A 26511-nucleotide genomic window follows, 5' to 3' on the forward strand; every position below is an offset into this window, starting at 1 on the left:
CCAAGCGGGTCGTTGTCACTGAATCTTTTTTGTTATGGCGGTTAAGCCATCACCGCCTCTTGCGCCCAGGCGCCGGCGGCCAGGAAGTTTTTACTGATCTGCACGATGCCGACCCCCTCAAAACTCACCTCTTCGGCTTCATCGGCCTTGTTTTGCAGGGTCTTGAGAATATTGAGCACCTCGCCTATCGGCCCTTCGTGCTTGACCAGGGCCAGGTTCAACTCCTCGCTTAACGGCAAAGCCGCCACCACCTCAATAATCGGGGTTTTGAAGTAGGCGTCCAGATTCGATAACAACCCGGCGAGGAAATAGCTGTCTTTTTCTTTGGCATGTCCGCCCTGCTCGGCCATCAGCTCGCAGAACTTGGCGTTCAGCAGCGAGGTGGTCAACAGCGCCTGCGGCACATCTTCCATATTGGACAACATCAGCAGGTTCACCCAGAACTTCAGGCGCTTGAGCCCCATATAGCGCAAACCGTCGGCAATCTTTTCAACACGCACCGGCATATCGTTGGCGGGGTGGTTGATGGCCATGAGCAGTTTATGACTTAAACCGACATCCTGCGAAATAATCTCACTGAGTTCGTCAAACTGGGTGTTGGGCGAATTGACCTTGGCCATCAGCTGCAACAGATTCAGCTTGTTGCCGGAAAGCTGATTGCCGTTGACCACCGTCGGATTGGTGAAGAAATAGCCCTGATAATAATCAAAATCGAACTGCTTCAGATAATCGAACTCTTCCTCGTTTTGAATGGCATCGGCAATCACCTTAATGCCCTTGTTATGGAGCTTCTCCACCATCAGGTGAAGCTGCAGCTCGTTGAAATGGCTGACCTTGATTTTGACATAAGAGGTAATGGTAGCGAGTTTCTCACTCTCCGCATCATCGATGTAATCGTCCAGCAGAAAGTGATACCCCTTCAATTTGAGTTCCTTGAGCGAACGCAAGGTGGCGGAATCCTTGAGCACCTCGGTGCCGATTTCCAGCAATACCAGATGATCAGTTCCGAATTGCGGAATGCTTTCGGGTTTCAGCAGCGGCGTGGGAAGATGCAGCATGCAGGGATAACTGCCCACCAGCGCATGAAATCCGAGATCGTTTTCGATTTTGTCGATCAACGCCTCGGTGGAAGGAACCGAATGGCCATTGGGATTCATCCCCAGATGAAAGCGCAATTCGTAGGCGAACAACCCCATATTCTGATCCAATACCGGCTGCCGCCCCACATACACTTCCGACTTGCGCATCTTTTCTGATCCTATCCTTATCCAATAACCCCAACTGTACGCGGTTTTTTGGGGACATTCAAGCATCCAACCGCGCAAAAACCCGGCCTGTTGAAAACCCAGCAGGCCGGGTAGGGAGCCGCTTTTAACGGTTAAACAACAAACGCTGTCCCGGCGTGAACTCGGCAAACTGCCCTTGGTGGTATTTCAACTCACCCGAAACAAAGGTACCGATGACGCTCGACTTGAAGGTATGCCCTTCCCACGGCGACCAAGCGCATTTGTAGAGATTATGCGCCTTGTCGTCGGTATGCGGTTTGTTCATGTCCACCAATACCAAATCGGCCCAGTAGCCTTCACGGATAAAGCCGCGGTCCTCAATCTGGTAACGGATGGCGACATTGTGTGCGGTTTTCTGCACCACCGTTTCCACGTCAAACACACCGTCATGCACCATATCCAGCAGCGCGCTCAACGACTGCTGCACCTGCGGCAGACCCGACGGCGCTTTGAAATAACTGTTCGCCTTCTCTTCCAGCGTATGCGGCGCGTGGTCGGTGGCGATGATGTCGATGCGTCCCTCTTTCACCGCCTGACGGATTGCATCGCGGTCGGACTGTTTTTTGACCGCCGGGTTGCATTTGATCAGACTGCCTTGGGTTGCATAATCGGCATCGCTAAACCACAAATGGTGGACGCACGCCTCAGCAGTGATTTTTTTGCCTTCCACCGGGCCGGGCGCAAACAACGCCAACTCTTCGGCGGTGGTGATGTGCAGCACATGCAAATCGGCGCCAGTCTCTTTGGCCAATTCAATCGCAAAATTGGACGACTTGTAACAGGCTTCGCGGCAGCGGATGTCAGGATGGGCCGACATCGGCACATCCTCGCCGTACTGCTCGCGGTATTTGTCCTCATTCGCCTTGATCATCGGCGTGTCTTCGCAGTGAGTGGCGATCAGCATCGGGCTGTGCGTGAAGATTTCGCGCAACGCCTGTTCGCGATCCACCAACATATTGCCGGTAGACGACCCCATAAACACCTTCACGCCGCAAACATTGCGCGGGTTGACCTTTTTCAACTCTTCCACGTTGTCATTGGTCGCGCCAAAATAGAACGAGTAGTTGATCCACGACTTCTGTGCACCGATGGCGTATTTAGCTTCCAGATTCTCAATGGTGGTCGTCGTCGGATTGACGTTAGGCATATCCATAAAAGTGGTGGTGCCGCCGGCCAACGCCGCTTTCGATTCCGAAGCGATATCGCCTTTGGCGGTCAGGCCCGGCTCGCGAAAGTGCACCTGATCGTCGATAAAACCGGGCAGCAGCAGCAGTCCCTGCGCGTCGATCACCTTATCCGCGGCCGCTTCGATATGAGGCGCGATTTTGGCAATCCGGCCGTGTTCGATCAACACATCGGCCACCTGTTGCTGCCCCTCGTTGACCAGGGTAGCCTGAGAAATCAAAATGCTTGGTAAGTCGCGACTCATACTTCGGTTCCTATTTTTATGGACGGTTGGCGCCTGTCATCCAGACTTAAGAGAGCTTTGCACGAGGTGGTTGCACGAATAAAAATGGTTAAAAATCGCCTGATTTTTGTTGAAAAACTTGCTAATAGCCAGCTATTCGCTGCGTTTTTCGCCTCAATCAGCCAATTTTTTCCTCATTTTTCTTTTGCGCCCCACTCGTGCAAAGCTCTCTTTAAAATAAAACTTATTTTAACGTGAAGCCCAATCCGATTGGGGCTTTTTTAAACAAGCAAAACGCATACAGTCTTAAGAGTTTCAACACACTAAACGCGTTAAAATAACGCTTATTTATCACCTTACCGCGCGAGGAGACGGGCATGAATCCCTTTAAATGGCTACTGATCGGCCTGGTGCGTTTCTACCAGCTCTTTATCAGCCCGCTGCTCGGGCCGCGCTGCCGCTTTTATCCGAGCTGCTCGCATTACGCGATCGACGCCCTGCAGCAACACGGCGTCTTATGCGGCACCTGGCTGGCGATCAAACGCATCGGCCGCTGCCATCCCGGCAATCCGGGCGGAGTCGATCCGGTACCCACCTGCGGCTGCCGAAAACATTGCCAGGAGCCGCTGCCGGAAGACGACGCCAACGCCCCCCAAAATCCTCCTGACAAACCTCATCAATAACCGTTATCCAGCGGAATGTTTAAATTCATCGGGGTGTCATATTTTGCTGCCAAAATAGGCTACAATGAAATGATGACTCAACCGCCGGGCGATCCATTGCGGGATCGCTCCAGCACCAGCCAGGTAACCCGATTATGCTTGAAACCGCGCCAGAAACCCTTGATGTTCAAACCTTAGAAGAGATGGTTCCAGAAGAACCGAACTACCCGCGTTACATCAACCGCGAACGCAGTCTGCTGGAGTTTAACCGACGCGTTTTGGCGCAGGCGCAAAACCCCGACATTCCGCTATTGGAACGCCTCAAGTATCTGTGCATCTCCAGCAGCAATATGGACGAGTTCTTCGAGGTGCGCCTGGCCAGTCTGTACGAACTGAAAAACGATCCGGCGGCGCGCACCAAACCGGACGACATGGTGCCGCAGGAAGCCATCAACATGCTCAACGCCGTAGCCCACGAGCTGGTGGAGGAGCAGTACCACACCCTTAACAATGTGCTGATTCCGGAGTTGCAGAAAGAGAACATCCGCTTTGTGCGCCGCAACCACTGGAACGAACAGCAACGCGAGTGGATTCGCAACTTCTTCGTCGAGTCGCTGCATCCGGTGCTAAGCCCGATGGGATTGGATCCGTCACACCCTTTCCCCAAAATCCTCAACAAAAGTTTGAACTTCATCGTCTCATTGGAAGGCAAAGATGCGTTTGGCCGTTCCAACGGTCTGGCCATCGTCCAGGTACCGCGCTCCTTGCCGCGCATTATCAAGCTGCCTCCGGAAGCGACCAGCGGCGAAAACGACTTCATCTTTCTCTCCTCGATTCTGCACGCCAATGTCGCCACCCTGTTCCCGGGCATGACGGTCACCGGCTGTTACCAGTTCCGCGTGACGCGCAACACCAACCTGTTTATCGACGAAGAGGAAGTGGACGACATCATGCGCGCCCTGCAGGGCGAACTCAGCGGCCGCCAGTACGGCGGCGCCATCCGTCTGGAGGTGGCCGACAACTGTCCGCGCCATATGGTGGACTACCTGCTCGACCAGTTCAAACTCAACGAGGATGCGCTCTATCAGGTCAACGGCCCGGTCAACCTGCACCGTTTGAATGCCGTCCCTGACATGGCCAACCGCCCCGACCTGCTGTTTGCGCCCTTTACCGCCAAACTCTACAAGCAGCCCAAGGCCAGCAAAAACGGTTTCCGCCTGTTCAACCGCAAAAAAGGTCCGGAAAGCCTGTTTGAACGCATCCAGCGCAAAGACATTCTGTTGCACCACCCTTACGACTCGTTTGCGCCGGTCATCGACTTTTTGCAGGCGGCCGCCACCGACCCTGACGTACTGGCGATCCGCATGACGCTGTACCGCACCGGCAGCAAGTCGGCGATTATCGACGCCTTGGAAAAAGCGGCGCGCAACGGCAAAGAGGTCACCGCCGTGGTCGAACTGCGCGCCCGCTTCGACGAAGACACCAATATCATTCAGGCCACCCGTCTGCAGGACGCCGGCGCGCATGTGGTGTACGGCGTGGTGGGCTACAAAACCCACGCCAAGATGATTCTGGTGGTGCGCCGCGAGGGCGAGAAACTGCGCCACTACACCCATCTGGGCACCGGCAACTACCACACTATTACCTCGCGTTTTTATACCGACTTCGGTCTGCTGACCGCCAATCCGGCGGTTGGGCGCGACACTTCCAAAATCTTCCAGCAGCTCACCAGCCTCGGCACCACCGACGGCCTTGAGGTGCTGCTGCAATCGCCGTTCACCCTCTACTCCGGCATGCTCAAGCGCATCCGCCGCGAAGCGCAAAACGCGCAGGAAGGCAAACCGGCACGCATTATCGCCAAAATGAACGGTCTGCAGGAACAGGGCATTATCGATGCGCTGTACGAGGCCTCGCAGGCCGGCGTGCAGATCGACCTGATTATCCGCGGCATGTGCAGCCTGCGCCCCGGCGTACCCGGCCTGTCGGAAAACATCCGCGTCACCAGCATCGTCGGGCGCTTTCTGGAGCACCACCGTATCTATTATTTTGAAAACAGCGGTGCCGCGCCGGAACTTTACTGCTCCAGCGCCGACTGGATGAGCCGCAACCTGTTGTCGCGCGTGGAAACCTGCTTCCCGATTCTGGATGCCGACAACTTCCAGCAGGTCTATACCGAAGGTCTGGCGATCTATCTCGAAGACAATGTCAACGCCTGGGAACTGCAGGCCGACGGCAGTTACATCCAACGCTTACAGGGCGAACAGACGCCTTTCTGCGCGCAGCAGTCGCTCATCGAAAAATACAGCAGCACATCCATTTAAGCCAAGACCCAAAATTGTTTTATCCCCTTTTTCGATAAAAGGGGGTAAACTATGGGCTCTTTTTTTGGGGCTTCGCTCGTAGTTTGATCATTTCTCGCACCCGTTTTTAAGCCTTCTGAAGCCACCTGCTGCCGTTTACGGCCGCATCCGGTGATGCAAAGCGGCTGCGACCTTTAAGCGTTTACACCATGAATGACACTGTAACACCGACGCCGGCACCTGATGCGCCGCAAAACCTCGACAATACGCTGTATGCGGCGATTGATCTGGGCTCCAACAGTTTTCACATGATTATCGCCCGTGAAGTCCACGGCCAGATGCAGGTAGTCGACAAACATAAAGAGATGGTGCGCCTGCGCGCCGGCCTGGACGAAGAGGGCAAACTCAGCGAAAAGGCCTTTGTCCAGGCGATCGAATGCCTGCAACGCTTCGGCCAACTGATCAACAACATCCCTACGCAGAACGTCCGCGCGGTGGGCACCAACACGCTGCGCAACGCCAAAAACAGCCGCGAATTCCTCAAAGAAGCCCGCAAAGCCCTCGGCCACAGCATCCAGATTATCGCCGGCCAGGAAGAAGCCCGCCTGATCTATCTGGGCGTGGCGCATGGCATGCCCAACAACGACGAACAGCGCCTGGTCATGGATATCGGCGGCGGCAGCACCGAATACATTATCGGCAAACACTTTGACCACCACCATCTGACCAGCACGGAAATGGGCTGTGTGAGCATCACCCAGACTTATTTCCCGCACGACATCGTCAGCAGCTTCACGATGCAGCAGGCCATTTCGGCGTGCCGCCAAACGCTGCGCCCGCACCGCGTCAAACTCAAAAAACTGGGGTGGGACATCGCCATCGGCGCCTCCGGCACCATCAAATCCATCGGCCAGATTCTCGAGCAGAACGGCTGGTGGGACAACGGCATTACCCTCAACGGACTGTATAAGTTGCGCGACGCCCTGATTCTCGCGGGGCATGCCGATGCGCTGCAGTTGGAAGGGCTGAAAGACGACCGCCGCCCGGTGTTATCGGGCGGACTGGCGGTGCTGATCGCCACTTTTGAAGAGCTGGGCATCAAACAGATGCAGGTTTCGGCCAACGCCTTGCGCGAAGGCCTGATTTTTGACACCCTGGGGCGCCTGTTTTCCGACGACGTGCGCGAAATCAGCGTCAATGCGATGCAGCAATGGATGCGGGTTGACGTGCAGCAGGCCAATCATGTCGCGCAAACCGCGCTGGCGCTCTACAAACAGGCGCACAACAGCTGGCAGCTGCGCAACAGCGAATACGACTACCGCAAGCTGCTCACCTGGGCCGCCAAACTGCACGAGTGCGGCATTGCCATCAGCTACAAACGCTACCGTCACCATAGCGCCTATTTGATTGCGCAGGCGGAAATGGCCGGCTTTGACCAGCAGGAAAAACAGATGCTGAGCATTATGCTGCTGAACCACCGCGGCAAATTCATTGCCGAGGCGTACGACGTGATTGATACCGAACGCGACAAACTGCTCTATCTGACGGTCTTGTTGCGTTTGGCGGTGCGCATCCACCGCGGCCGCGATTTCGAGGAAATCGAGCCGACCCTCTATATCGAAGACAACAACCAGATTCATCTGGAGTTTGAAGACAACTGGCTGGAACAGCACCCGTTGACGCGTCTGGATCTGGAAGTCGAAGCCAAACGCCTCGAAGCAGCCGGCTTTAAACTGACATTTGTCTGAAAACAACGCCTCAAAAACTCAACAGGCCGGGAGAGAAGCGATTTCACCACGAAGGTCACGAAGAACACGAAGTTTTCCTAAAAAACCGACGTATCGACTTAATACATCTTTTTGATTCAAAAGTTTTTTAAATCAAGCGTGAAACAGAAAAACAACGCCGGCAACTGATTAACATCCAAAGTCTTCGTGCTCTTCGTGACCTTCGTGGTTAACTCATCCAACCCGGCCTGTTCAGTTTTGAAACACGGCTTGTGACTCCGCCTTTAATAGATATCCAACTGCAAGCGGCGCGCCTTGCGTAGAGTCTGCCAATAGTCGCGCGCCTCTATTTCATCCATTTCACCGCATTGCATAAACAACGCGATAAACGCCGCCTCCACGCCTTTGGCGAGCTGATCCTGACTGCCGCACACATACACATGCGCACCCTGCTGCAACCAATCCCACAACGCCGCCTGATGCTGCGCCATCTCATGCTGTACATAGTGTTTTTCTGCCTGGTCACGCGAAAACGCCGTATTCAACCGCAGTTTGCCCTGCGCCTGCCAAGCCTGCAAAACATCGCCAAACAGAAATGAACAGGCCAGGTGGGTTTCGCCAAAAAACAGCCAGTTCTGTCCGCTGTCGGATTGCGCTGCGCGCTGCTGCATAAAGGCGATATAAGGCGCCAGCCCGGTGCCGGCGCCGAGCATAATGATCGGCGTTTGATGGTTGGCCGGCAGTTTGAAGGTGGGATTGGGCTTTAACTCCACCTCAACCGCCTCACCAATCTGCAGCTGACTGACCAGAAAACTCGCCACCCCGAAGTGCATGCGCTCGGACACCGCGGCATTTTGGTAGGCAACCAAACGTATCAGCAGATGCACCTCATTGCCCACCGCCACCTGCGCCGAGGCGATGGAGTAATAACGCGGCGCCAGAGGCGAGAGCAGCGCCAAAAAGTCGGCACCCAGTTCACACAGCGACGGAAAGGCATCCAGCAGGTCGAGAATATCGCGGCCGTAAGCGTAATCGATCATCGCCTGACGATCCGCCCAGTCGCCCAACTGATACTGGCGTTGCAGTTTATTGAGAATGGCCGGATTGAGCTGGGAGATTTCCAGATGCTCGGTCAAGGCAACGCGACTGGAGACTTGGCCAGCGCGGCGCACTTCGACGCGTTCATCGCCGCTCAGGCGTAAACGCTGCAGCAGCGCCTCGACCCATTCAGGCTGGTTTTGGACGCTCAAGGTCAGCCAGTCGCCCGGCTCGTAATGCAGCGTTTCACCGGCAGGCGGCGTTAAGACAAGGTGATAAATGGTTTTGTCATCACACGCAGGCGTGAGATTGATCAGCTGTTTGACTTGCAGTTGCATCTAAGAACACTCTCTTGGCGAAACACTTCCCGCATTGTAACACGCAAAAAGCCCTTCGCCAGGAAGCGGCGGGAAGGGTTGGTCAGCGGATATGTTCCATCAGCACCGTCATCCAGGGTGCTGTGACCAGAATCGTCACCGCCGACATCAAGCCCGCCACCACGCCGATTCCGACCTGCATGGTCACATTGTTCTGCTTGATTTCGATGTCAGCCATTTGACGCTCCACCGAGCTGAAAATATCCACCTGTTTTTTCAGCAGACCGTTAAGCGTTCGAATCTGTTTGAAAAGCAGTTGCTGTTCTTTTTCGATCTGCTGACGTGACTTGATGCCCTGTTCCTCTAGCGTGCGCATCTGCTGCGCCATTTGCCCGATAGAACTGTCCATCTGCGCCACCAGATTCTTCAGCGCAGTTTTGTCTTCATTGAGCCATTCAAAATCCGGCGTGACCATATCCGACATATCCATATCGTCGTACTTGCTCTTGCCTTGTGCCGGACTTTTGCCCATGTGGCGGCGCATCGCCTGTTCCAGCAACACGCTTTTCGATCCCAGAGGTTCAATGTTTCTTAAATCAATCGCCATGTTTTTCTCCCTGTGCTTGTTATGCGCCACACCGTCAATTTTTTGTCAGTGCGATTCGGTATAATCTTCTGTTATTGGCCTTAACGCAGAGAGCGTGCCAACTTGGCGCGACTGAAAAAATTCACAAGGAAAAAAACATGAAATATATCGGAGCCCATGTTTCCGCCGCCGGCGGTGTCGAAAACGCGCCGCTGCGCGCCCATGAAATCGGCGCCACCGCCTTTGCGCTGTTTACCAAGAACCAGCGCCAGTGGAAAGCCGCGCCTTTAACGCAAAAGAGCATCGAACAGTTCAAAGCCAATTGTGAACGCCTCGGCTACGGCCCCAAACAGATTCTGCCGCACGACAGCTATCTGATTAACCTCGGCCATCCGGACGTGGATGCGCGCCAGAAATCGCTCGACGCCTTTATCGACGAACTGCGGCGCTGCGAGCAGCTTGGCATCGACCGCCTCAATTTCCATCCCGGCAGCCACCTGCGCGAAATCTCCGAAGAGGCCTGTCTGGATCTGATCGCCGAATCGATCAATTTTGCGCTCGAGCAGACGCAAGGCGTGATCGCGGTCATCGAAAACACCGCCGGACAAGGCTCCAATCTGGGCTATCAGCACGAACAGCTCGCCTACCTGATCGACAAGGTGGAAGACAAAACCCGCGTGGGCGTCTGCTTCGATACCTGCCACGCCTATGCGGCGGGTTACGACCTGAAAAACGATTATGAAGGCGTCATGGCCGACTTTGCAAAGGTCGTCGGTTTTGAGTATTTAAAAGGCATGCACCTGAATGATTCCAAAGCCAAGCTCGGCCAGAAACTCGACCGCCATCACAGCCTGGGCGCAGGCGAAATCGGCTGGCAAGCCTTCAGAAAAATCATGCAGGACCCGCGCATTGACGACATTCCGCTGACGCTGGAAACCATCAATCCGGACATCTGGGCCGAGGAAATCCAAACCCTCAAAGGGTTTATGAATTCAACGGGGTAAAATAGACTTTACCACCCGGCCTGTTGAGTTTTTAAAAACGGCGTTTTGCAAAAAAGTTGCGGCGCCGTTTTTGCATGGAGTAAGATAATCGCACTTTGTTTACACCATGAATCCTATCAATGAATAAAAACCAGTTTATCGAATTCGTCATGCAAGCCGGCGTGCTGAAATTAGGCGAATTCACCCTCAAGTCGGGACGCAAGAGCCCCTACTTCTTCAATGCCGGCCTGTTCAATACCGGCGCGCAACTCTCCACACTGGCACAAGGTTATGCCGCCACCCTGGCAGAATCGGGCGTGGATTTCGACGTGCTGTTCGGCCCGGCCTATAAAGGCATTCCGCTGGCGGCAACCACCTGCGTGGCGCTGTCTGAAAAACACGGCATCGACAAGCCTTATGCCTTTAACCGCAAAGAAGCCAAAGACCACGGCGAAGGCGGCAATATCGTCGGCCACGCCCTGCAAGGCAAAGTCATGATTATTGACGACGTCATCACCGCCGGCACCGCCATCCGCGAAGCCATCGACATTATCAAGGCCAACGGTGCCGAACCGGCCGGCGTGTTGATCGCGTTGGACCGCATGGAAAAAGGTAAAGGCAACCTTTCGGCCATTCAGGAAGTGGAAGCGGAATACGGCATCCCGGTGATCAGCATCATCAATCTGCACGACATCATCGCCTACATTCAAACCCAGCCCGATATGCAACACTATCTGGACGCGATGATGGCCTATCGCAGCGAGTATGGCATCTAAGTATGCCGCGATGTTGTCCGCAATCGATCAGGAGGTAAAATGTCGAGACTCAGAGAACTGTTGATACTGCGTCACGCCAAATCGGACTGGAAAGACCCGACCCTGGCCGATATAGACCGTCCATTGGCCGGGCGGGGCAAAAAAAACGCCTCCAAAGTCGGCAGATGGATCGAACAGCAAAACCTGATTCCCGACCTGATTCTCTGCTCCCCTGCCAAGCGCGCCCAACAAACCTTAAAACGCGTCTGTGTTGAATGCGGCGCCCAAACCCAAACCGTTGGCGCGTTGTATATGGCCGACCTCGACACCCTGCTCAAGGTGTTGGCTGACGCCCCCGATGTCGACCGGCTGATGATTGTCGGCCACAACCCCGGCCTGGAACGCCTGTTCAACTACCTTAACTGCCACATGGACGAAAGCACCGTGACGCTTTTTCCGACTGCGGCACTGGCCCACTTCATCCTGCCTGCCGACTGGCATAATTTATCTTGCGGCGCCGGCAAACTGTCGCAGTTCGTGCGCCCCAAAGAAATCCTGCTGAAAGAGTAACCTCCAGATTTCATTCTGCTTTTTCCTGTCGGCAAGACTTAATTCAAATCATTTATGGTGTTTATAAGGCCCAAAATATTTTCTTCGGGCCTGCCTAAAACCTAGGCATTGCTTTTCTAAAATGCTATTCTGTTTGTAGCTTGATTTAGCCCACCTATCAAAACAAAGGAAGATGCCATGAAAACAAAATTACTCCCTTTAGCAGCTGTTCTAGCCCTAGCTTCGATTCAAGCACAGGCTGCAGACATCCCATCCGAAGGCACTAACGCCTACGTCGTCGACTACCGCGGCTTGGTAGTACGTGACGGTTTCGGCGGTTGTGTACGTTCTATCGATTGGACCAAAGAAACGGCGATCGCCAAGTGTGAAGGCTGGGAAGAGCCTAAGCCAGAGCCGGCTCCTGCTCCAGTTGTCGTTCCAGCACCGGCACCAGAACCTGCTCCGGTTGTTGAACAGGTTAAAGAAGATGCTCCTGCGGCTTTCCGCGGTTTCTTCGACAACAACAAAACGGTATTGAAAGACGCCGCCAAAGAAAAACTGGATATCTATGCTGACTATATGGCGCGTCACCCAAATACCAATATCAAGGTAACGGGTCATACTGACTCCGCCGGTAGTGAAGCATACAACCAGCAACTGTCCGAAAAACGTGCCAATGCCGTTAAAGCCTATCTGGAAAGCAAAGGCATTGACGGTGCGCGCATCGAAACGGCCGGCATGGGTGAAACCAGTCCGGTAGCGACCAACAAAACCAAAGAAGGTCGTGCTGAGAACCGCCGCGTAGAGATTGAAGTGATTAAATAATCCTTTGCCTCTCCACTAAAAAAGGCCGCAATTGCGGCCTTTTTTGCTTTCGTCGGCTTTGTCTGCTGCAAACTACATCCACGCCTTGGCAATCAACGAAATACCGACCAGAACCGTCACCACCTCAAAGCTGCGCTTAACCAGCTTATTGCCTTTGACAATCGCAAAATGCGCACCCAGATACCCGCCGATAAGCGATCCCAAAATCAGCGCCGGCAGCCAATCCCAGCGGATTTCCCCCAAAATGCCCAGCGTGATCGCCCCCGAGCCGTTCCAGAAAATCCCCACCAGAATCAGCGTATAACCCACCGCAGTTTTGTAGTCCAGCCCAAACCAGCGCACCAGCCACAAGGTTACAAACAGTCCCGTTCCGGAGGTTAATGAGCCGTTTAAAGCGCCAATCAAAAACAATACCGCACCGCCGATCAATAAGCCCGAAAGGTCACGGTGCTGATGGTTTTCAGACTGCCCCAAATTGGGTTTAAACCACGAATACAGCCCCAAACCCAAGGTCAGCACCCCCAACAGGAACTGTGACACGCGGTCATCCACCTGCAGGATAATACTGGCACCCAATACCACTCCCGGCAGGCCGGTGGCCAGAATAAACGCCGAAAAGCGCCAGTCGAAGCTCGAAGAGCGCAGATGGCGCGCCGTTGCCCCCAATCCGAGAAAGACGCTGGCGACCTTATGGGTTGCCAGCGCGATGCCAAACGGCAAGCCAAGGAATAACAGTGCCGGCAACTGCAACAAACCCGCACCACCTCCCGCCAGCGCCGAAAACAGATTGGCAATCAGGGAGATAACAAACAACAAAATCTGATCAAACAGCACGTTCTAACCCTTTTCAGGCGGAAATAAAAAAGCCCCTCACCCCTGCTTTCACAGAGTTGAGAGGCCCACTAAACAACCTGACGACTTAAGCGTCGGTCTTATCGTTTTTATGCAGGTGCACATCCATTTGCGGATACGGAATGCTGATGCCCGCTTCGTCAAACGCCAGTTTGACCTTTTCGTTCATACTCCAGTACACATCCCAGTAATCGGCGGAATTGACCCACGGACGCACGATGAAATTGACGCTGCTGTCGGCCAGCTCGGACAGCGCCACCACCGGTGCGGGGTCTTTCAGAATACGCTCGTCTTCGGCCACCAGCTTTTCCAGAATCGCTTTGACCTGACGGATGTCGTCTTCGTAGCTGACGCCAAACACCATATCCACACGACGCGTATCGCGTGCCGAATAGTTGGTGATGGAACCGGAATAGATGGCGCCGTTAGGCACGATAATTTCCTTGTTGTCACCGGTGCGCAGGGTAGAACTGAAAATATTGACCGTCTCGACCACACCGGTCACACCACCGGCTTCAACAAAATCGCCGGCTTTGAACGGTTTGAAGACCAGAATCATCACCCCGGCTGCAAAGTTCTGCATGGAGCCTTGCAATGCCAGACCGATCGCCAAACCGGCCGCACCGATCAACGCCACCAGCGAGGTGGTATCCACGCCCAACTGATCCAACGAGGCGATAATGACAAACAGCATCAAGACCGCATTCACAATGGAGCTGACAAAGTTAATCAGCATTTCGTCCATGGTTTTGGCACGTCCCAGCAGCTTTTTAAGCACTTTGACGACCAGTTTCACTACCCATCTACCGACCACAAAGATCAGCAATGCCAGCGCGATTTTGATTCCCCAAGGAATCGCATACTCATTCAACATCATATCCAGTTCCATAATGCCTCCTCAGACCAGAACTATAAAGTTACGCCTCTTCACCTGCGGTGATCAGCGTGCCTACACCTTCATCGGTAAAGACTTCCAACATCACGGCGTGCTCGACACGGCCGTCGATAATATGGGCGGAATGCACACCGTTTTGCACCGCTTCCAACGCACACTGGATTTTCGGCAGCATACCGCCGTAAATGGTACCGTCTGCAATCAGCTCATCGACCTTCTTGGCGCTCAAGCCGGTCAACAGCTGCCCTTGTTTGTCCAGCAGGCCCGGTGTATTGGTCAACAACATCAGTTTTTCCGCTTTCAAGGCCTCGGCCACTTTACCGGCCACCAAATCGGCGTTGATATTGTAAGAGTGACCGTCAGCGCCCACACCTACGGGTGCGATCACCGGAATGAAATCACCCTGAATCAGCATATCAATGACACCGGTATTGATTTTAGCCACCTCGCCGACATGACCGATATCGATGATTTCAGGTGCGTCCATGCCTGGGGTGTTTTTGGTGATTTTCAGCTTCTTGGCGACAATCAGATTGCCGTCTTTACCGGTCAGTCCCACGGAGTTACCGCCGTGACGGTGAATCAGGTTGACGATTTCCTTGTTCACCAGGCCGCCCAACACCATCTCGACCACATCCATGGTTTCGGAATCGGTGACGCGCATGCCCTGCACGAACTCCGATTCCTTGCCGATGCGTTTCAGCAAATCGCCGATCTGCGGGCCGCCGCCGTGCACCACCACCGGGTTCATGCCCACCAGCTTCATCAACACGATGTCGCGTGCAAAGCCTTCCATCAGGGTGTCTTCGGTCATGGCGTTTCCGCCGTATTTGACCACGATGGTTTTGCCGGAGAAACGTTGGATGTAAGGCAAGGCTTCGGCCAGTACCGAAGCGATATTCTGCGCCTGTTCTTTATTCAGGTTCATGGTGTTCTGCACTCTCATGGTCATATTCTTCTGTTAATCAAATAGTGGGAGTTCAATCGCGGAAGTTATTAAACTGCAATGGCATTTCCAGATCTTCCATGCCGCGCAGCAGTTGCATCACTTGCTGCAGGTCGTCGCGTTTCTTGCCGGTGACGCGCACACTGTCACCCTGATTGGCGGCCTGCACCTTCAGCTTGGAATCTTTGATCGCCTTGATGATTTTTTTAGACAGGGCGGCATCCAAGCCCTCGCGCATTTCGATCACCTGCGTGGCGGTTTTAAGCTGGATGTTGGGGTCCTTGACCTCCATGCACTTGACGTCGATACCGCGGCGGTTGGCTTTCTCCACCAGAATGTTGTACATCTGCTCCAACTGAAACTCGGACTCCGTCTTCACCGTGACCGTCGTTCCTTTCAGCTCGTAGCTGCTGTCGGTTCCTTTAAAGTCAAAACGGGTGGTCACTTCCTTATTGGCCTGATCCACCGCGTTGGTGAGTTCGTGTTTATCCAGTTCCGAAACAATATCAAATGAAGGCATTTTTTCTCCTCAAGCACCCGGCCTGCTGAGTTTTTTCAGGCCGATTTCAATCCAGTTCAAATGCTTTATTCTATCACTAGTTTTCCCGGCTAAAAGCGCCTAAAACGGCTAATTTCGGTTATTTTTCGACATCTTGCGCCGCCTTTTCCAAACAGACGTATAATAAGCGACACGATTTTATCGATGATAACCGAATGTGCCGAATGTACTGAATGTAATTATGCCCACCAAGATACCCGCCCACACCCTGCCGCTTTCCCGTTCAGCCCAATCGATCGCTCCCTTTAGAGTCATGAAAATTCTCGGCGAAGCTAAGGCGTTGGAAGCGCAAGGTCGGGACATCATCCATATGGAAATCGGCGAACCGGACTTTCCCTCGCTGGCGTGCGTCAACGAAGCCGCCTTTGCCGCTACGCAACAAGGCCTGACCCACTATACCCCCACGCTCGGCCTGCCGGCATTACGTCAAAAACTCGCGGAGTTTTATGGCCACTTCTATCAGGCGCACGTCGATGCGGCGCGCATTCTCATCACCCCCGGCTCGAGCAGCGCGCTGCAGCTGACATTGACGGCCCTGCTGAATCCGGGCGACAAGGTGCTGATGGGCGATCCAACCTACCCGTGCAACCGCCAGTTTGTCGAACTGCTGCACGGCCAGGTCGTCAGTGTGGCGCTGAATGAAAGCTGCAACTACCAGCTCACCCTGGCGCAGCTGCAGCGGCACTGGCAAGCCGACATCAAAGCGGTGATGGTCGCCACCCCGGCCAACCCGACCGGCACACTGATCGAGCAGTCCGAACTCTTTGCTATGGCGCAGTTTCTGGCTGAACGCAATACTTGGCTGATTGTCGACGAAATCTATCAGGGACTGGTTTACGGACGCCCGGCGGAAAGCGTGCTGGCGCACGCCGGTCTGCCCGACAATGTGATTGTCATCAACTCGTTTTCCAAATTCTTTGGCATGACCGGCTGGCGACTGGGCTGGTGCATCGCACCTCTGGCATTGATGCCGATTCTGGACCGGCTGGCGCAGAATCTCTATCTGGCAGCGCCCACGCCTTCGCAGTACGGCGCCTTGCGGGTCTTGGAGGCGGATGCCTTGGCAGAACTGGAACAACGCCGCCAAATCTTTGAGCGCCGTCGCCAAGTGTTGATAGAGAGCATGCAACAGGCGGGATTCAAGCTGAAAACGCAGCCGCAAGGGGCTTTTTACCTGTATTGGGATGTGTCGGACTATACCGATAATGCGGAGGCATTGGCGGTCGACATTCTGGAAAAAACCGGCGTCGCCTTAACGCCGGGAACCGACTTTGGAAAACAAGAAGGCCATCACCACCTGCGGCTCGCCTATACCACCGAGGAGAAACGTTTGATTGAAGCGGTACAGCGCATCAAAACGTTTTTGAGCGCCCTGCCGTAAACACCTAAGTAAACACCTAAACAATTTACGCGCTGAACACAATCAGACTCTTACGAACCGTATCCACCACATCCTTGCCGATCATCAGGTCCTCTTGCGCCTGAGCCAGATACTGGCGCGCCTCTTCGGTCACGTAAGTGCCGTAAGAAACCTCGTTGACAATCGAGTTGGCCACCTGCACCATCGATGCCATGCCGCGCATTTTGTCGTTGGCAATCACCTCCGGGGAACGGTGATGCAGCATAATTACGTTCAACATTTCCACCGGAAGCTGCCATTTCTTGCCGATCAAAAGGCCGATATCGCCATGGTTTGAGCCGTAAAACTTGTTCTCCAGACTCATCCCTCTAATGGGATTGGCATGCACCTTCAAAAAAACCTTGGGGTAGTTCTCGGGGTCTTTAGAGGCCAGCAACAGACAACCCGCATTATGGAACAGTCCCAGCAGATAGGCCTCATCACGCGAAACCCCTTCCAGATACTCGGACAACTCCGCACAGCAAAAGGCGACATCCTTGGAGTGTTCGACAATCTCCTCAAAGTGACGGCCACTGAAAAGATTGTTCAAGGCCGCGGCCACCACCAGGTTTTTCAGGTTAATCAACCCCAGCACATCCACGGCTTCACGAATCGATTTGACCGGCACCTTGAGTTTCATCACCGGCGAGTTAACCAGACGCATGACCTCGCCGGAAAGCTTGACGTTACTTTCTATAATGCGCGTTATGTCCTGAAAGTTTGGAAATTTGCTTGCCAGCACCGCATCCAGCTCCAGAATCTCTTTGGGCAGGTCAGGAATTTTGACTCCCTGAATCGCCTGCACCGCGGCACGTAATTTTTGTTCCATTTTGCCACTCTACTCTCAATTTACCGGACAATATTAATCAGCTTTGATGGCGCTCACTAGCAGAAAGATTTTATATTGTCATCAATAAAAATATTTAATAAGACGTTTTACCAATTCACTCAACGCCATCTTCAAAACGGCAGTTTCAAATCCGGTTTAACTTGCAACATCAGGGTTCTGAATGCCTCCTGAATGCGCTTGAGCGCTTCGGGGGTTTCGCCCTCAAAACGCATCACCAGCACCGGCGTGGTATTGGACGGACGCACCAGCCCCCAACCGTCGGCAAAATCGGCGCGGATGCCGTCCAGATCAAACACCTTGGCATCCGGAAAATGCGCCACCGCTTTGAACTGTTCCATAAACGCATAATGCTCGCCTTCGGCAAATTCCACATCCATCTCCGGCGTGTTATAGGCATCCGGCAGCGCCGAAAACAAGGCGTGCGCACTGCCCGGTTGACTCGCCACAATCTCCAGCATGCGCGCTGCGGTGTAGATGCCGTCGTCAAACCCGTACCAGCGCTCCTTGAAAAAGATATGCCCCGACATCTCGCCCGCCAGCGCCGCGCCGGTCTCTTTCAGTTTGGCCTTGATAAACGAGTGGCCGGTTTTCCACATGGTCGGCTTGCCGCCGTCCGCAGCGATCTCTTTGGGCAACAGCGAGGAACATTTGATGTCGAACAGAATCTCCGCCCCCGGCACACGGCTCAACACATCACGCGCATAGAGCATCATCTGGCGGTCGGCATACAACACCTGCCCTTCATTATCGACGACACCGCAGCGGTCGCCGTCGCCGTCAAACGCCAAACCGATGTCGGCTTGAAGTTCTTTGACCTTGGCAATCAGCTCCACCAGATTCTTCGGCTTGGCCGGATCGGGATGGTGATTGGGGAAAGTGCCGTCAACGTCACAATACATCTCGGTGACATCGCAGCCCAGATCGCGCAGAATTTGCGGCGCATAGGCACCGGCCACGCCATTACCCGCATCCACCACAATTTTGAGCGGGCGCTTAAGGTGAATGCCAGTCACAATCGCATGATGATAAGCCGGCGCAATGTTAAGTTCGCTGAAACGGCCCGCACCTTGGGTGAAATCGTCATTCTGGATGCGTTTCAGCAGGGTTTGAATCCACTCGCCGGAGAGCGTGGTGCCGTTGACCACCATCTTGATGCCATTGTAATTCGGCGGATTATGCGAGCCGGTAATCGCCGCGCAGGAGTTCACGCCCTCCAAGGTGGCCGCGGCAAAATAGACCATCGGTGTGGTCACCTCACCGATATAAATCACGTCCACGCCGGCGGCCTGCAGGCCTTTGGCCAAGCGCTCGATAAAACGCGGCCCCGACAAGCGGCCGTCGCGGCCGATGACGATTTTGGTCTGCCCCGACAAAATCACCTCGGAACCCAACGCCCGGCCTATCAACTCCACGGTTTCGTCGGTGAGCGCCTCATCCACGACTCCGCGAATGTCATAGGCTCTAAAAATGCTTTCCACTACCTGCTCCATACGTTTTCCCTACTTGCTTCAGACCCGGCCTGTTCAGTTTATTTGAAGTTCATTTAGTGCCGGTAGAACCGAAACCACCCTGACCGCGCTCGGTGGCATCGCCGAACTCTTCCACTTGCGTGAACACCGGTTGCAATACCGGGACAATCACCATCTGCGCAATACGCTCGCCAACCTGCACCGTATAAGGCGTGTCGCTGCGGTTCCAGCAGGACACCATCAAAGGCCCCTGATAATCGGAGTCGATCAGCCCAACCAGATTACCCAGCACGATGCCGTGCTTGTGCCCCAAACCGGAGCGCGGCAACAGCATGGCGGCCAGGCCGGCATCGTCCAGATGAATCGCCATGCCGGTCGGAATCAGCACCGTCTGCCCCGGTTCGATCGTCAATTCCGCCTCGATACAAGCGCGCAAATCCAAGCCGGCGGAACCTTTGGTGCCGTAATGCGGCATTTCAATTTCTTTGCCTAAACGCGGGTCCAAAATCTTGTATTGCACTTGGATGGTCATCTCTTCTTCCTCATTTGCTTCAGCATTCAAATGGCCACTATTCTAACCCAAACTTTAGGACGGATATGCAGAAACAGAAAGCATCGACAAAACCCGCAAAACATGCACAATGAAAGACCTAGATACTCATCAATATCGCCGCAAAGGAGACCGTATGCGCCCTACCCCTGCAATCAAACCGCTTCTTAAAGGACTCTGCCTAGCCGGCCTGTTCACTTTTGGCTGGCTGCAAAACGCACAGGCCGACAGCATCCACCTTAAAGACGCCGGCTTCGCCACCCCCGAATCGATGGAGTATTACGCCGCCGAAGACGTCTATCTGGTCGCCAATATCAACGGCAGCCCGTTTGAAAAGGACGACAACGGTTTTATCTCCAAAGTCAGCCCGGACGGCAAAGTCGTCGCGCTCAAATGGCTGGACGGCGAAGCGGCCGATGTGGCCCTGAACGCCCCCAAAGGCATGACGATTCTCAACAACCGCCTGTACATTGCCGACATCGACCGCATTCGCGTGTTTTCACTGCCTGACGGCAAACAGCTTAAGGACATCATGGTGCCCGGCAGCAGCTTTATGAACGGTTTGAGCGTGGCTGACGACAACGCCCTTTACGCGACCGACAGCGGCATGGCGCCGGGTTTTAAACCGTCGGGAACGGACGCGGTGTACCGCATTTCAACCAGCGGCAAAATCGAAACCCTGCAAAAAGGCGCTTTGGGCCATCCTAACGGCATTATTGCCAACAACAAAGGTTCGGTGATGGTGACTCTGGGCAGCGGCCAGGCCTACTTTATGGATGCAAACGGCCACGTCGATGCACGCATGACCCTGCCGTTTAACCGCTTGGACGGCCTGCTGAAAATGGCCGACGGCCGCTTCATCACCTCCAGCTGGGCGGCCAAAGCCATTGTGGCCATTAACCCCGACTACACCTTAAGCACCTTGGCTGAAGGCTTGGAGTCACCGGCTGACCTTGGCTATGACGACAAGCGCAACCGCCTGCTGGTGCCGCTGTTTTTGAAAGACGAAATCGTGATTATTCCTCTGGAATGATCACCCAAAGCCGGGGGAGGTTAGCCGCCCCCGTTCTCTTGTTGGCTCAGCCCCCTTAAAACGGCTTCTGGCCGTACTAAATTGATTTATTTGGGTTTATAGGAATGATGCGTTAAGCTAACCGACAGTACACCGAAACATCTCAATAGACATTCCCCTGCACACTTGTGGTGTTGAGAAAGCAAATGAAGCCAAGCATCCTGTCAGAAAAATCGTTTTTCAATCTTCAGCTGAGCAGTTCATTGGCTTTCACGTCGCTGCTGGCCTTGATCTTAACGGCGTTTTTTATCTACAGCCAATGGCACAGCTATCTCACCCAGTCTCAGGCCTTCAGAAAAAGCTTTTCCGACACCCAATTCTCCATGCTGAATGAGGCGGTGACCCAGGAAAAAAACTATATCGAATCCTTAATCGGTAAACGCCAATTCGATGTGCAACAGCAGCACAGCGTGTTGGAACGCCTCCGCCAATTGCGAATCGGTCCCAATAAAAACGGCTACTTCTTTGTACTGAAGCTCAACAGTATCAACGGCGGCGAAGACTTTGCGCGCCATCTGCTACTGCCCATCGACCCCTCCCAGGAAGGCCAACCGATGAGCTCCCACGATACCGACAGCCAGGGCAATTATTATCGCAAAGACTATCTGCATCAGCTTAAAGAGCACGGCAAGGCCGAAGCGCGTTACTGGTACGACAAGCCCGGCAGCGATTTCGCCAGCCAGAAAATCAGCGTGATCTACTGGATTAAGCCGGTGAATTGGATTGTCGGCGCCGGCCTCTACCTGGATGATCTGGAGAGTGTCATCCATGAACAGGAGCAACAACTGCGAAAGGCGTTTTTTATGCAGGCCGCCACCGCCTTTTTAATGACCCTGCTGTTTTTGATAATCGCCACCAGCATTAACCTCTATCTGCAAGGCAAGCTCAAAATCCGCTTTGCCGCACTCAAATCGCAATTGACCGAGTCGCAGAAACAGCTGGAAGATTTCAACCTGAATCTGGAAAAAGAGGTGGCGCAGAAAACCCGTGAACTGGAAAATCTCTATCAGCGTGATCCGCTGACCGGGCTTTTCAATCGCAGCAAGCTGCTGTCCGACCTCGAAAAACACGCCTCTGCAAGCCCTACAAAAGGGTTTATTCTTATCGATATCGACGGTTTTAAAGAACTCAACGACCTTTTCGGCAACGAAATGGGCGATCGCCTGCTTGTTTGCCTGGCAAAAAATTTGCAGACCCTCATCCCCGACACCCGGGAGGTTTACCGGGTTGGCGGCGACGAGTTCCTGGTTTGGGTGAATGCTTTGCCCGACGAGACGGAACGCCGACTTCTGGAACTCCATCACAGCCTGACGGAAAACCTGCAGGACAACGATTTGCAACCGATTCTGTTCAGTATCACAATTGTCGCCGCGGAGGAGAGTTCGCAGCCTCTGAGCACGCTGGAAATGACCATGCGCCATGCCAAGAACAAGAAAAAAGACGTTCTGCTCTACTCGCCGCTGCATGACCAGCACCAGCTTTACATGCACAATCTGAACACCACGCAACTATTGAAACGCGCCATTGCCGAAGAACGGATTATTCCGGTTTTTCAACCGCTTTTGAACCTCAAAACCGGGCAGATCGACAAATACGAATGTCTGATCCGTATAGCCGATGGCGAACAACTGATGCCTCCCGGCAAGTTTCTGGAGGTGGCTAAAAAATCCAAGCTCTACGCGCAGATGACTGGCATTATGCTGCAAAAAAGTTTTGCGAAATTTGCCGAAAGCACCACCCAATTCTCCATCAATCTCTCTTACGAGGACATTGTTGGCGAGGAGATTCCCAGAACGCTGGAACGTTTGCTGACACCCGGCATTGCGCCGCGCGTCACCTTTGAAATACTCGAAACGGAAGGGATCGAAAACTACGAGCAGGTCTCGGCCTTTATTCACAAGGTCAAAGCGCTCGGCTGCCGCATTGCCATCGATGATTACGGCACGGGCTATTCCAATCTGGAACATCTGCTGAAGCTGCAGATCGACATTCTCAAAATCGACGGTTCGTTGATCGAAAGCCTGCCTCAGCCACACGCCTTGGCGATCGTGCAAAGCATCGTATTTTTTGCCAAACAGCTTAATATCACCACCGTGGCCGAATTTGTCAGCAGCGCCGACATTTATGAATGGGTGAATAAACTCGGTATTGATTACGCCCAGGGCTATTATGTGGGCCGGCCGCTCAGCACGCTGCAAACCACGCAACGCAATAGCGTTCATACCAACGATTAACCGACACCCCGAGCCCAGGGTTCCTAATATTAGACAGCCAATACACAGCAAAACCGGATTACTCGGCCGTTTCATGCAGTAGCACGTCCATGACTGGGGTTTGCCCTAACAGACGAGTTTCTCATCCAGTGTTAGAATGCTAGCTAATTTAAGGTGTTGACAGGATTCTTCGCAATTCACATGAAAGCTTTCACGCTGATAAGCACTCTCTTTCTGCTACTAAGCACGCTCTCCAGCGCCTCGGCAGAGGTTGTCAACATTGGTCTGCTGAATCACAGGGATAACGAAGCCTACCAAGCATTCTGGCGGGAAACAGCCAGAACCCTCTCATCTAAAATCCCGGGGTACACTTTTGTTATAAAACCGCTCGGCCTCGAGTGCCTAACGCATGCCATCAGCAAGCAACAACTGCATTTTGCCATCACCAGCTCGGCTCACGCCGTACTACTGGAAAAAAATCATCACTCCTTTCCAATGGCAACTCTGCAATCATTCTATAAAAATCACGCTTTCAGCCACTATGGTGCCGCCATTATTACCAAAGCGGACAGGAATGACATCAATGGTCTGGCGGATCTAAAAGGACAACATTTCATAGCGGCCTCACCCTATGAATTCGGCGGTTATCAGATGGTGTGGCGGCAACTTCAAGAAGCGGGCATCGATCCGCAAAAGGACTTTTTTGAACTGTTCTTCACCAATGACCGAGATGAGGACATCGTCAGATCAATTTTAGAAGGCAAAGCCGATGCCGCCGCCATACAGTCCGGCACGCTTGAGCGGCTGATAGACCTCGGAGAGCTGTCACAGGGTCAAATCAAGCTGCTGCATCCAGAATCAACCCCAGCGGACTTTCCGGCACACAGCACCATTCTGTACCCCGAATGGAGTTTTATTGGTCTGGAGAACACGGATATCGCTCTTGCAAAACGCATCACCGACATCCTGTTATCCATGCCCAAACAGACCTCAAACAGCAGCTATATCCCGGCTTACGCCTGGACGAAAGCAGAAGACCCAACTACCGTCCACGGACTGCTACGAGCCCTCAAGCTGCCGCCTTACGCACCGATTGAACACCTGAGTTTAAAAGACTTTTTGCTTGAAAACCGCATCGGCGCAGGCTTTATTGTCATCTTGATTGTCATGCTGCTGTTCTTTAATGCGAGAATGCGTCAAGTCAATCGTAAACTGGCTTTTTCCCAGTCGGAACTCGCTATTCACCGTGACAATCTTGAAAAAGAGGTACAACAGCGCACCCAGGAGCTTTATACCGTCAATGCCATGCTCGAACAGGATATTCAAGCGCGACAGAAGGTTGAGAATACCTTGCGCAGAAGCCAAACAGTATTGCAGGGGTTTTATCAAATACTGGTGCATCCCGATCTGGATTATCTGAAGAAACTGCATCAACTCATGCAGCTGGCTAAAAACCACTTCAAAATGGACGCCGTTTTTTTATACCGAATCCAGTACGCTCATCACGACGGCGATGTGCAGAAATTAGAACTCACCGCCCATGATGGAGACATCGTATTACAGGACGAAATCACACAATGCCTCCATGAGCGTTACCTGTCTTCCCCCATCCATGACCTGCAATCCTATTACAATAATGTGTGCAACAAACGCATGATCATTCTACCGGTCAACGTCAACGATAAGCTCCACAGCCTTCTGGTCTTTGCGGGACATATGCGTTCAGAACAAATTCTCGTCAACGTCGACAAAGAACTTTTAAGGTTAATGACGCAGTGGATTCGCTCCAGTATAGAACGCCATGATATTGAAGAGGAACGTGAAAAATACCGCCTGCAACTGGGTAAAGTGGCCCGCCTATATACGATGGGAGAAATGGCCAGCGGCTTGGCTCACGAAATTAACCAGCCCTTAACGGCGGCCACCAACTATGTAAGCGGCAGCCTGCTCCGGCTCAGAGAGGGGGCTGTGGCCTCGGAAGTGGAAAACGGGCTTCAGCGCTCTTTGCTTTGTTTGAATCAGACGACCGCTATCATCAGAAGATTGAGAGAATTTGTACAAACAGGTGTGCCGCGGGATGAGGTCTTTGATTTCACCGCACTGATCGAACGCGTGCTTGACCTTTTGAAGGCCGAAGCACGCCAAAAACAAATCGCGCTGATTCACGCCACCTCGGCCAAAACATTTTGGGTCAAAGGAGACCGGGTGCAATTAGAGCAGGTCATGCTCAATCTGGTTCGCAATGCGATTGACGCCTGTGATGCGCAGGGCGAAGTTTACATAGAAGTTAGTTCGGAAAATGGTTGCATTCAGGCCAGTGTGCGCGATACCGGCATCGGCATAGACGCGGCGGAAATCGCCAAAATATTCGATCCATTCCATACCTCCAAACCCTTTGGCATGGGACTGGGGCTGGCGATTTGCAGAAGCATTATTGAAGCGCACGGCAGTACCCTGAAAGTTGACAACCTCAATCCTGGAACCGTCTTCTCATTTAAACTTCCCAAAGTGGAGCAACCGTTGGATGGTGTTGCGCAGCAGCCGTAGCACACCGCCAACCTTGAACGAAAGGAGCAATGCATGAACGCCTGTGTCTATGTGGTCGACGATGACAGACTCGTAAGAGAATCGTTGGAATGGCTACTCGAATCAGTCAACCTGTCCGCACGACTCTATGCAAACGGCTATGACTTTCTGGACGATTTCACCCCCGGCCTGCTGGGTTGTCTGGTACTCGATGTGCGCATGCCGCATGTCAATGGCATGGACCTGTATCAAACCATCAAGCAGATCGATCCGAACTTTCCCGTCATTATCGTGACGGGACATGCAGACGTACCTTTGGCCATCAGAGCCATGAAACAAGGGGTCTTTGACTTTATAGAAAAGCCATACAACGACCAGCATATGCTTGAACGCATTCAAACCGCCATTCATCAATGCAACGGCCTACACAAAACGCTGGAACGCAAAAACGCTCGGGCAGAACGTTTTGAAAAGCTTTCAAAACGCGAGTTTCAAGTCCTGCAACAAATTCTACAAGGCAAACCCAATAAACTGATTGCCGACGATCTTTGCATCAGTATCAAAACGGTTGAAGTGCATCGCGCCAATCTCATGCAAAAACTGGAGGTCAAAACGGTAACCGAATTAGTGCGCCTCTCCATCCTTGCCGGCAAAGATACGAACCACCCGGATACTATCCTCAAAGAGTAGGTCTCTTCCTGCCTGCCTTCGAGAACCAGGAGAACACTGCTTCTGTCAGGGACA

The 26511-nt window shown here is 53.3% G+C and carries 23 protein-coding genes; 12 read left to right on the forward strand and 11 right to left on the reverse strand.

Features of this window, described 5'->3' with window-relative positions:
• Positions 1-41: 41 nt before the first annotated feature.
• Both HZ297_RS06545 and HZ297_RS06550 read right to left on the reverse strand, forming a co-directional pair.
• Complete coding sequence (locus tag HZ297_RS06545) at positions 42-1247, reverse strand: EAL and HDOD domain-containing protein (RefSeq protein WP_178862193.1); 1206 nt, start codon at positions 1245-1247, stop codon at positions 42-44.
• Positions 1248-1371: 124 nt separating this feature from the next.
• The gene (locus HZ297_RS06550; RefSeq protein ID WP_178862194.1) at positions 1372-2715 is read right to left on the reverse strand and encodes a dihydroorotase; all 1344 of its coding nucleotides are present in this window, start codon (positions 2713-2715) and stop codon (positions 1372-1374) included.
• A 356-nt stretch (positions 2716-3071) separates the two neighbouring features.
• Between HZ297_RS06550 and yidD the strand changes: the two genes are divergently transcribed.
• The 3 genes from yidD (at position 3072) to ppx (ending at position 7404) form a co-directional block, all read left to right on the forward strand.
• Positions 3072-3377 (forward strand): membrane protein insertion efficiency factor YidD, encoded by a 306-nt coding sequence (gene yidD, locus HZ297_RS06555; protein WP_178862195.1) that lies wholly within the window; start codon positions 3072-3074, stop codon positions 3375-3377.
• A 182-nt stretch (positions 3378-3559) separates the two neighbouring features.
• Positions 3560-5677: a polyphosphate kinase 1 gene (gene ppk1, locus HZ297_RS06560; protein WP_178862267.1), complete on the forward strand. Its 2118-nt coding sequence runs from the start codon at positions 3560-3562 to the stop codon at positions 5675-5677.
• Between the two features lie 188 nt (positions 5678-5865).
• Entirely contained in the window at positions 5866-7404 is a 1539-nt protein-coding gene (gene ppx, locus HZ297_RS06565) for an exopolyphosphatase (protein ID WP_178862196.1), read from the forward strand.
• A 263-nt stretch (positions 7405-7667) separates the two neighbouring features.
• Here the strand turns inward: ppx and HZ297_RS06570 are convergent, their stop codons facing one another.
• Positions 7668-8759: a flavodoxin domain-containing protein gene (locus HZ297_RS06570; RefSeq protein ID WP_178862197.1), complete on the reverse strand. Its 1092-nt coding sequence runs from the start codon at positions 8757-8759 to the stop codon at positions 7668-7670.
• 82 nt (positions 8760-8841) lie between these two features.
• Positions 8842-9345, reverse strand: a complete 504-nt coding sequence (locus HZ297_RS06575; RefSeq protein ID WP_178862198.1) for a hypothetical protein — start codon at positions 9343-9345, stop codon at positions 8842-8844.
• A gap of 137 nt (positions 9346-9482) precedes the next feature.
• Here HZ297_RS06575 and nfo point away from each other — a divergent pair, with 137 nt between their 5' ends.
• From nfo to HZ297_RS06595, 4 genes are all read left to right on the forward strand, one after another.
• Positions 9483-10328 carry a deoxyribonuclease IV gene (gene nfo, locus HZ297_RS06580; RefSeq protein WP_178862199.1) on the forward strand — a complete coding sequence of 282 codons (846 nt, stop codon included), beginning with the start codon at positions 9483-9485 and terminating at the stop codon, positions 10326-10328.
• Positions 10329-10447: 119 nt separating this feature from the next.
• Positions 10448-11083, forward strand: coding sequence for an orotate phosphoribosyltransferase (gene pyrE / locus HZ297_RS06585; protein ID WP_178862200.1), 636 nt, complete (start codon positions 10448-10450; stop codon positions 11081-11083).
• A 39-nt stretch (positions 11084-11122) separates the two neighbouring features.
• Entirely contained in the window at positions 11123-11632 is a 510-nt protein-coding gene (locus HZ297_RS06590) for a SixA phosphatase family protein (RefSeq protein WP_178862201.1), read from the forward strand.
• A gap of 177 nt (positions 11633-11809) precedes the next feature.
• On the forward strand, positions 11810-12436 hold the full coding sequence (locus HZ297_RS06595; protein ID WP_178862202.1) for an OmpA family protein: 627 nt from the start codon (positions 11810-11812) through the stop codon (positions 12434-12436).
• A gap of 72 nt (positions 12437-12508) precedes the next feature.
• Here HZ297_RS06595 and HZ297_RS06600 read toward each other — a convergent pair whose 3' ends face one another.
• The 4 genes from HZ297_RS06600 to HZ297_RS06615 form a co-directional block, all read right to left on the reverse strand.
• The gene (locus HZ297_RS06600; protein ID WP_178862268.1) at positions 12509-13267 is read right to left on the reverse strand and encodes a sulfite exporter TauE/SafE family protein; all 759 of its coding nucleotides are present in this window, start codon (positions 13265-13267) and stop codon (positions 12509-12511) included.
• Between the two features lie 88 nt (positions 13268-13355).
• The gene (locus HZ297_RS06605; RefSeq protein WP_178862203.1) at positions 13356-14177 is read right to left on the reverse strand and encodes a mechanosensitive ion channel family protein; all 822 of its coding nucleotides are present in this window, start codon (positions 14175-14177) and stop codon (positions 13356-13358) included.
• Between the two features lie 28 nt (positions 14178-14205).
• Positions 14206-15129: an acetylglutamate kinase gene (argB, locus tag HZ297_RS06610; RefSeq protein ID WP_218644562.1), complete on the reverse strand. Its 924-nt coding sequence runs from the start codon at positions 15127-15129 to the stop codon at positions 14206-14208.
• Between the two features lie 34 nt (positions 15130-15163).
• Positions 15164-15649, reverse strand: a complete 486-nt coding sequence (locus HZ297_RS06615) for a YajQ family cyclic di-GMP-binding protein (protein WP_178862204.1) — start codon at positions 15647-15649, stop codon at positions 15164-15166.
• A 220-nt stretch (positions 15650-15869) separates the two neighbouring features.
• Between HZ297_RS06615 and HZ297_RS06620 the strand changes: the two genes are divergently transcribed.
• Positions 15870-17069 carry an aminotransferase class I/II-fold pyridoxal phosphate-dependent enzyme gene (locus HZ297_RS06620; protein ID WP_178862205.1) on the forward strand — a complete coding sequence of 400 codons (1200 nt, stop codon included), beginning with the start codon at positions 15870-15872 and terminating at the stop codon, positions 17067-17069.
• 25 nt (positions 17070-17094) lie between these two features.
• Here the strand turns inward: HZ297_RS06620 and HZ297_RS06625 are convergent, their stop codons facing one another.
• The 3 genes from HZ297_RS06625 to dut form a co-directional block, all read right to left on the reverse strand.
• The gene (locus tag HZ297_RS06625; RefSeq protein ID WP_178862206.1) at positions 17095-17916 is read right to left on the reverse strand and encodes an HDOD domain-containing protein; all 822 of its coding nucleotides are present in this window, start codon (positions 17914-17916) and stop codon (positions 17095-17097) included.
• Between the two features lie 131 nt (positions 17917-18047).
• Complete coding sequence (locus HZ297_RS06630) at positions 18048-19427, reverse strand: phosphomannomutase/phosphoglucomutase (protein ID WP_178862207.1); 1380 nt, start codon at positions 19425-19427, stop codon at positions 18048-18050.
• 49 nt (positions 19428-19476) lie between these two features.
• Complete coding sequence (gene dut, locus HZ297_RS06635; protein WP_178862208.1) at positions 19477-19938, reverse strand: dUTP diphosphatase; 462 nt, start codon at positions 19936-19938, stop codon at positions 19477-19479.
• 154 nt (positions 19939-20092) lie between these two features.
• Here dut and HZ297_RS06640 point away from each other — a divergent pair, with 154 nt between their 5' ends.
• The 4 genes from HZ297_RS06640 (at position 20093) to HZ297_RS06655 (ending at position 26457) form a co-directional block, all read left to right on the forward strand.
• Entirely contained in the window at positions 20093-20989 is an 897-nt protein-coding gene (locus HZ297_RS06640) for an SMP-30/gluconolactonase/LRE family protein (RefSeq protein WP_178862209.1), read from the forward strand.
• A gap of 185 nt (positions 20990-21174) precedes the next feature.
• Positions 21175-23262, forward strand: coding sequence for an EAL domain-containing protein (locus HZ297_RS06645; RefSeq protein WP_178862210.1), 2088 nt, complete (start codon positions 21175-21177; stop codon positions 23260-23262).
• 180 nt (positions 23263-23442) lie between these two features.
• Positions 23443-25788, forward strand: a complete 2346-nt coding sequence (locus HZ297_RS06650; protein WP_178862211.1) for a sensor histidine kinase — start codon at positions 23443-23445, stop codon at positions 25786-25788.
• A gap of 33 nt (positions 25789-25821) precedes the next feature.
• On the forward strand, positions 25822-26457 hold the full coding sequence (locus HZ297_RS06655; protein WP_178862212.1) for a response regulator transcription factor: 636 nt from the start codon (positions 25822-25824) through the stop codon (positions 26455-26457).
• The last annotated feature ends 54 nt before the right edge of the window (positions 26458-26511 follow it).

Source organism: Thiomicrorhabdus cannonii, assembly GCF_013391695.1.
GTDB classification, from domain to species: Bacteria; Pseudomonadota; Gammaproteobacteria; order Thiomicrospirales; family Thiomicrospiraceae; genus Thiomicrorhabdus; species Thiomicrorhabdus cannonii.

Excerpts from the sequence above, each read along its gene's own strand:
- dut (WP_178862208.1), bottom strand. The coding sequence starts at position 19,938 with ATGACCATCCAAGTGCAATACAAGATTTTGGACCCGCGTTTAGGCAAA.
- HZ297_RS06630 (WP_178862207.1), bottom strand. The coding sequence starts at position 19,427 with ATGGAGCAGGTAGTGGAAAGCATTTTTAGAGCCTATGACATTCGCGGA.
- HZ297_RS06645 (WP_178862210.1), top strand. The coding sequence starts at position 21,175 with ATGAAGCCAAGCATCCTGTCAGAAAAATCGTTTTTCAATCTTCAGCTG.
- ppk1 (WP_178862267.1), top strand. The coding sequence starts at position 3,560 with ATGGTTCCAGAAGAACCGAACTACCCGCGTTACATCAACCGCGAACGC.
- HZ297_RS06625 (WP_178862206.1), bottom strand. The coding sequence starts at position 17,916 with ATGGAACAAAAATTACGTGCCGCGGTGCAGGCGATTCAGGGAGTCAAA.
- HZ297_RS06575 (WP_178862198.1), bottom strand. The coding sequence starts at position 9,345 with ATGGCGATTGATTTAAGAAACATTGAACCTCTGGGATCGAAAAGCGTG.
- HZ297_RS06615 (WP_178862204.1), bottom strand. The coding sequence starts at position 15,649 with ATGCCTTCATTTGATATTGTTTCGGAACTGGATAAACACGAACTCACC.
- argB (WP_218644562.1), bottom strand. The coding sequence starts at position 15,129 with ATGAGAGTGCAGAACACCATGAACCTGAATAAAGAACAGGCGCAGAAT.
- HZ297_RS06570 (WP_178862197.1), bottom strand. The coding sequence starts at position 8,759 with ATGCAACTGCAAGTCAAACAGCTGATCAATCTCACGCCTGCGTGTGAT.
- HZ297_RS06550 (WP_178862194.1), bottom strand. The coding sequence starts at position 2,715 with ATGAGTCGCGACTTACCAAGCATTTTGATTTCTCAGGCTACCCTGGTC.
- HZ297_RS06545 (WP_178862193.1), bottom strand. The coding sequence starts at position 1,247 with ATGCGCAAGTCGGAAGTGTATGTGGGGCGGCAGCCGGTATTGGATCAG.
- HZ297_RS06605 (WP_178862203.1), bottom strand. The coding sequence starts at position 14,177 with ATGGAACTGGATATGATGTTGAATGAGTATGCGATTCCTTGGGGAATC.
- yidD (WP_178862195.1), top strand. The coding sequence starts at position 3,072 with ATGAATCCCTTTAAATGGCTACTGATCGGCCTGGTGCGTTTCTACCAG.
- HZ297_RS06595 (WP_178862202.1), top strand. The coding sequence starts at position 11,810 with ATGAAAACAAAATTACTCCCTTTAGCAGCTGTTCTAGCCCTAGCTTCG.
- nfo (WP_178862199.1), top strand. The coding sequence starts at position 9,483 with ATGAAATATATCGGAGCCCATGTTTCCGCCGCCGGCGGTGTCGAAAAC.
- HZ297_RS06640 (WP_178862209.1), top strand. The coding sequence starts at position 20,093 with ATGCGCCCTACCCCTGCAATCAAACCGCTTCTTAAAGGACTCTGCCTA.
- HZ297_RS06650 (WP_178862211.1), top strand. The coding sequence starts at position 23,443 with ATGAAAGCTTTCACGCTGATAAGCACTCTCTTTCTGCTACTAAGCACG.
- HZ297_RS06620 (WP_178862205.1), top strand. The coding sequence starts at position 15,870 with ATGCCCACCAAGATACCCGCCCACACCCTGCCGCTTTCCCGTTCAGCC.
- ppx (WP_178862196.1), top strand. The coding sequence starts at position 5,866 with ATGAATGACACTGTAACACCGACGCCGGCACCTGATGCGCCGCAAAAC.
- HZ297_RS06655 (WP_178862212.1), top strand. The coding sequence starts at position 25,822 with ATGAACGCCTGTGTCTATGTGGTCGACGATGACAGACTCGTAAGAGAA.
- pyrE (WP_178862200.1), top strand. The coding sequence starts at position 10,448 with ATGAATAAAAACCAGTTTATCGAATTCGTCATGCAAGCCGGCGTGCTG.
- HZ297_RS06590 (WP_178862201.1), top strand. The coding sequence starts at position 11,123 with ATGTCGAGACTCAGAGAACTGTTGATACTGCGTCACGCCAAATCGGAC.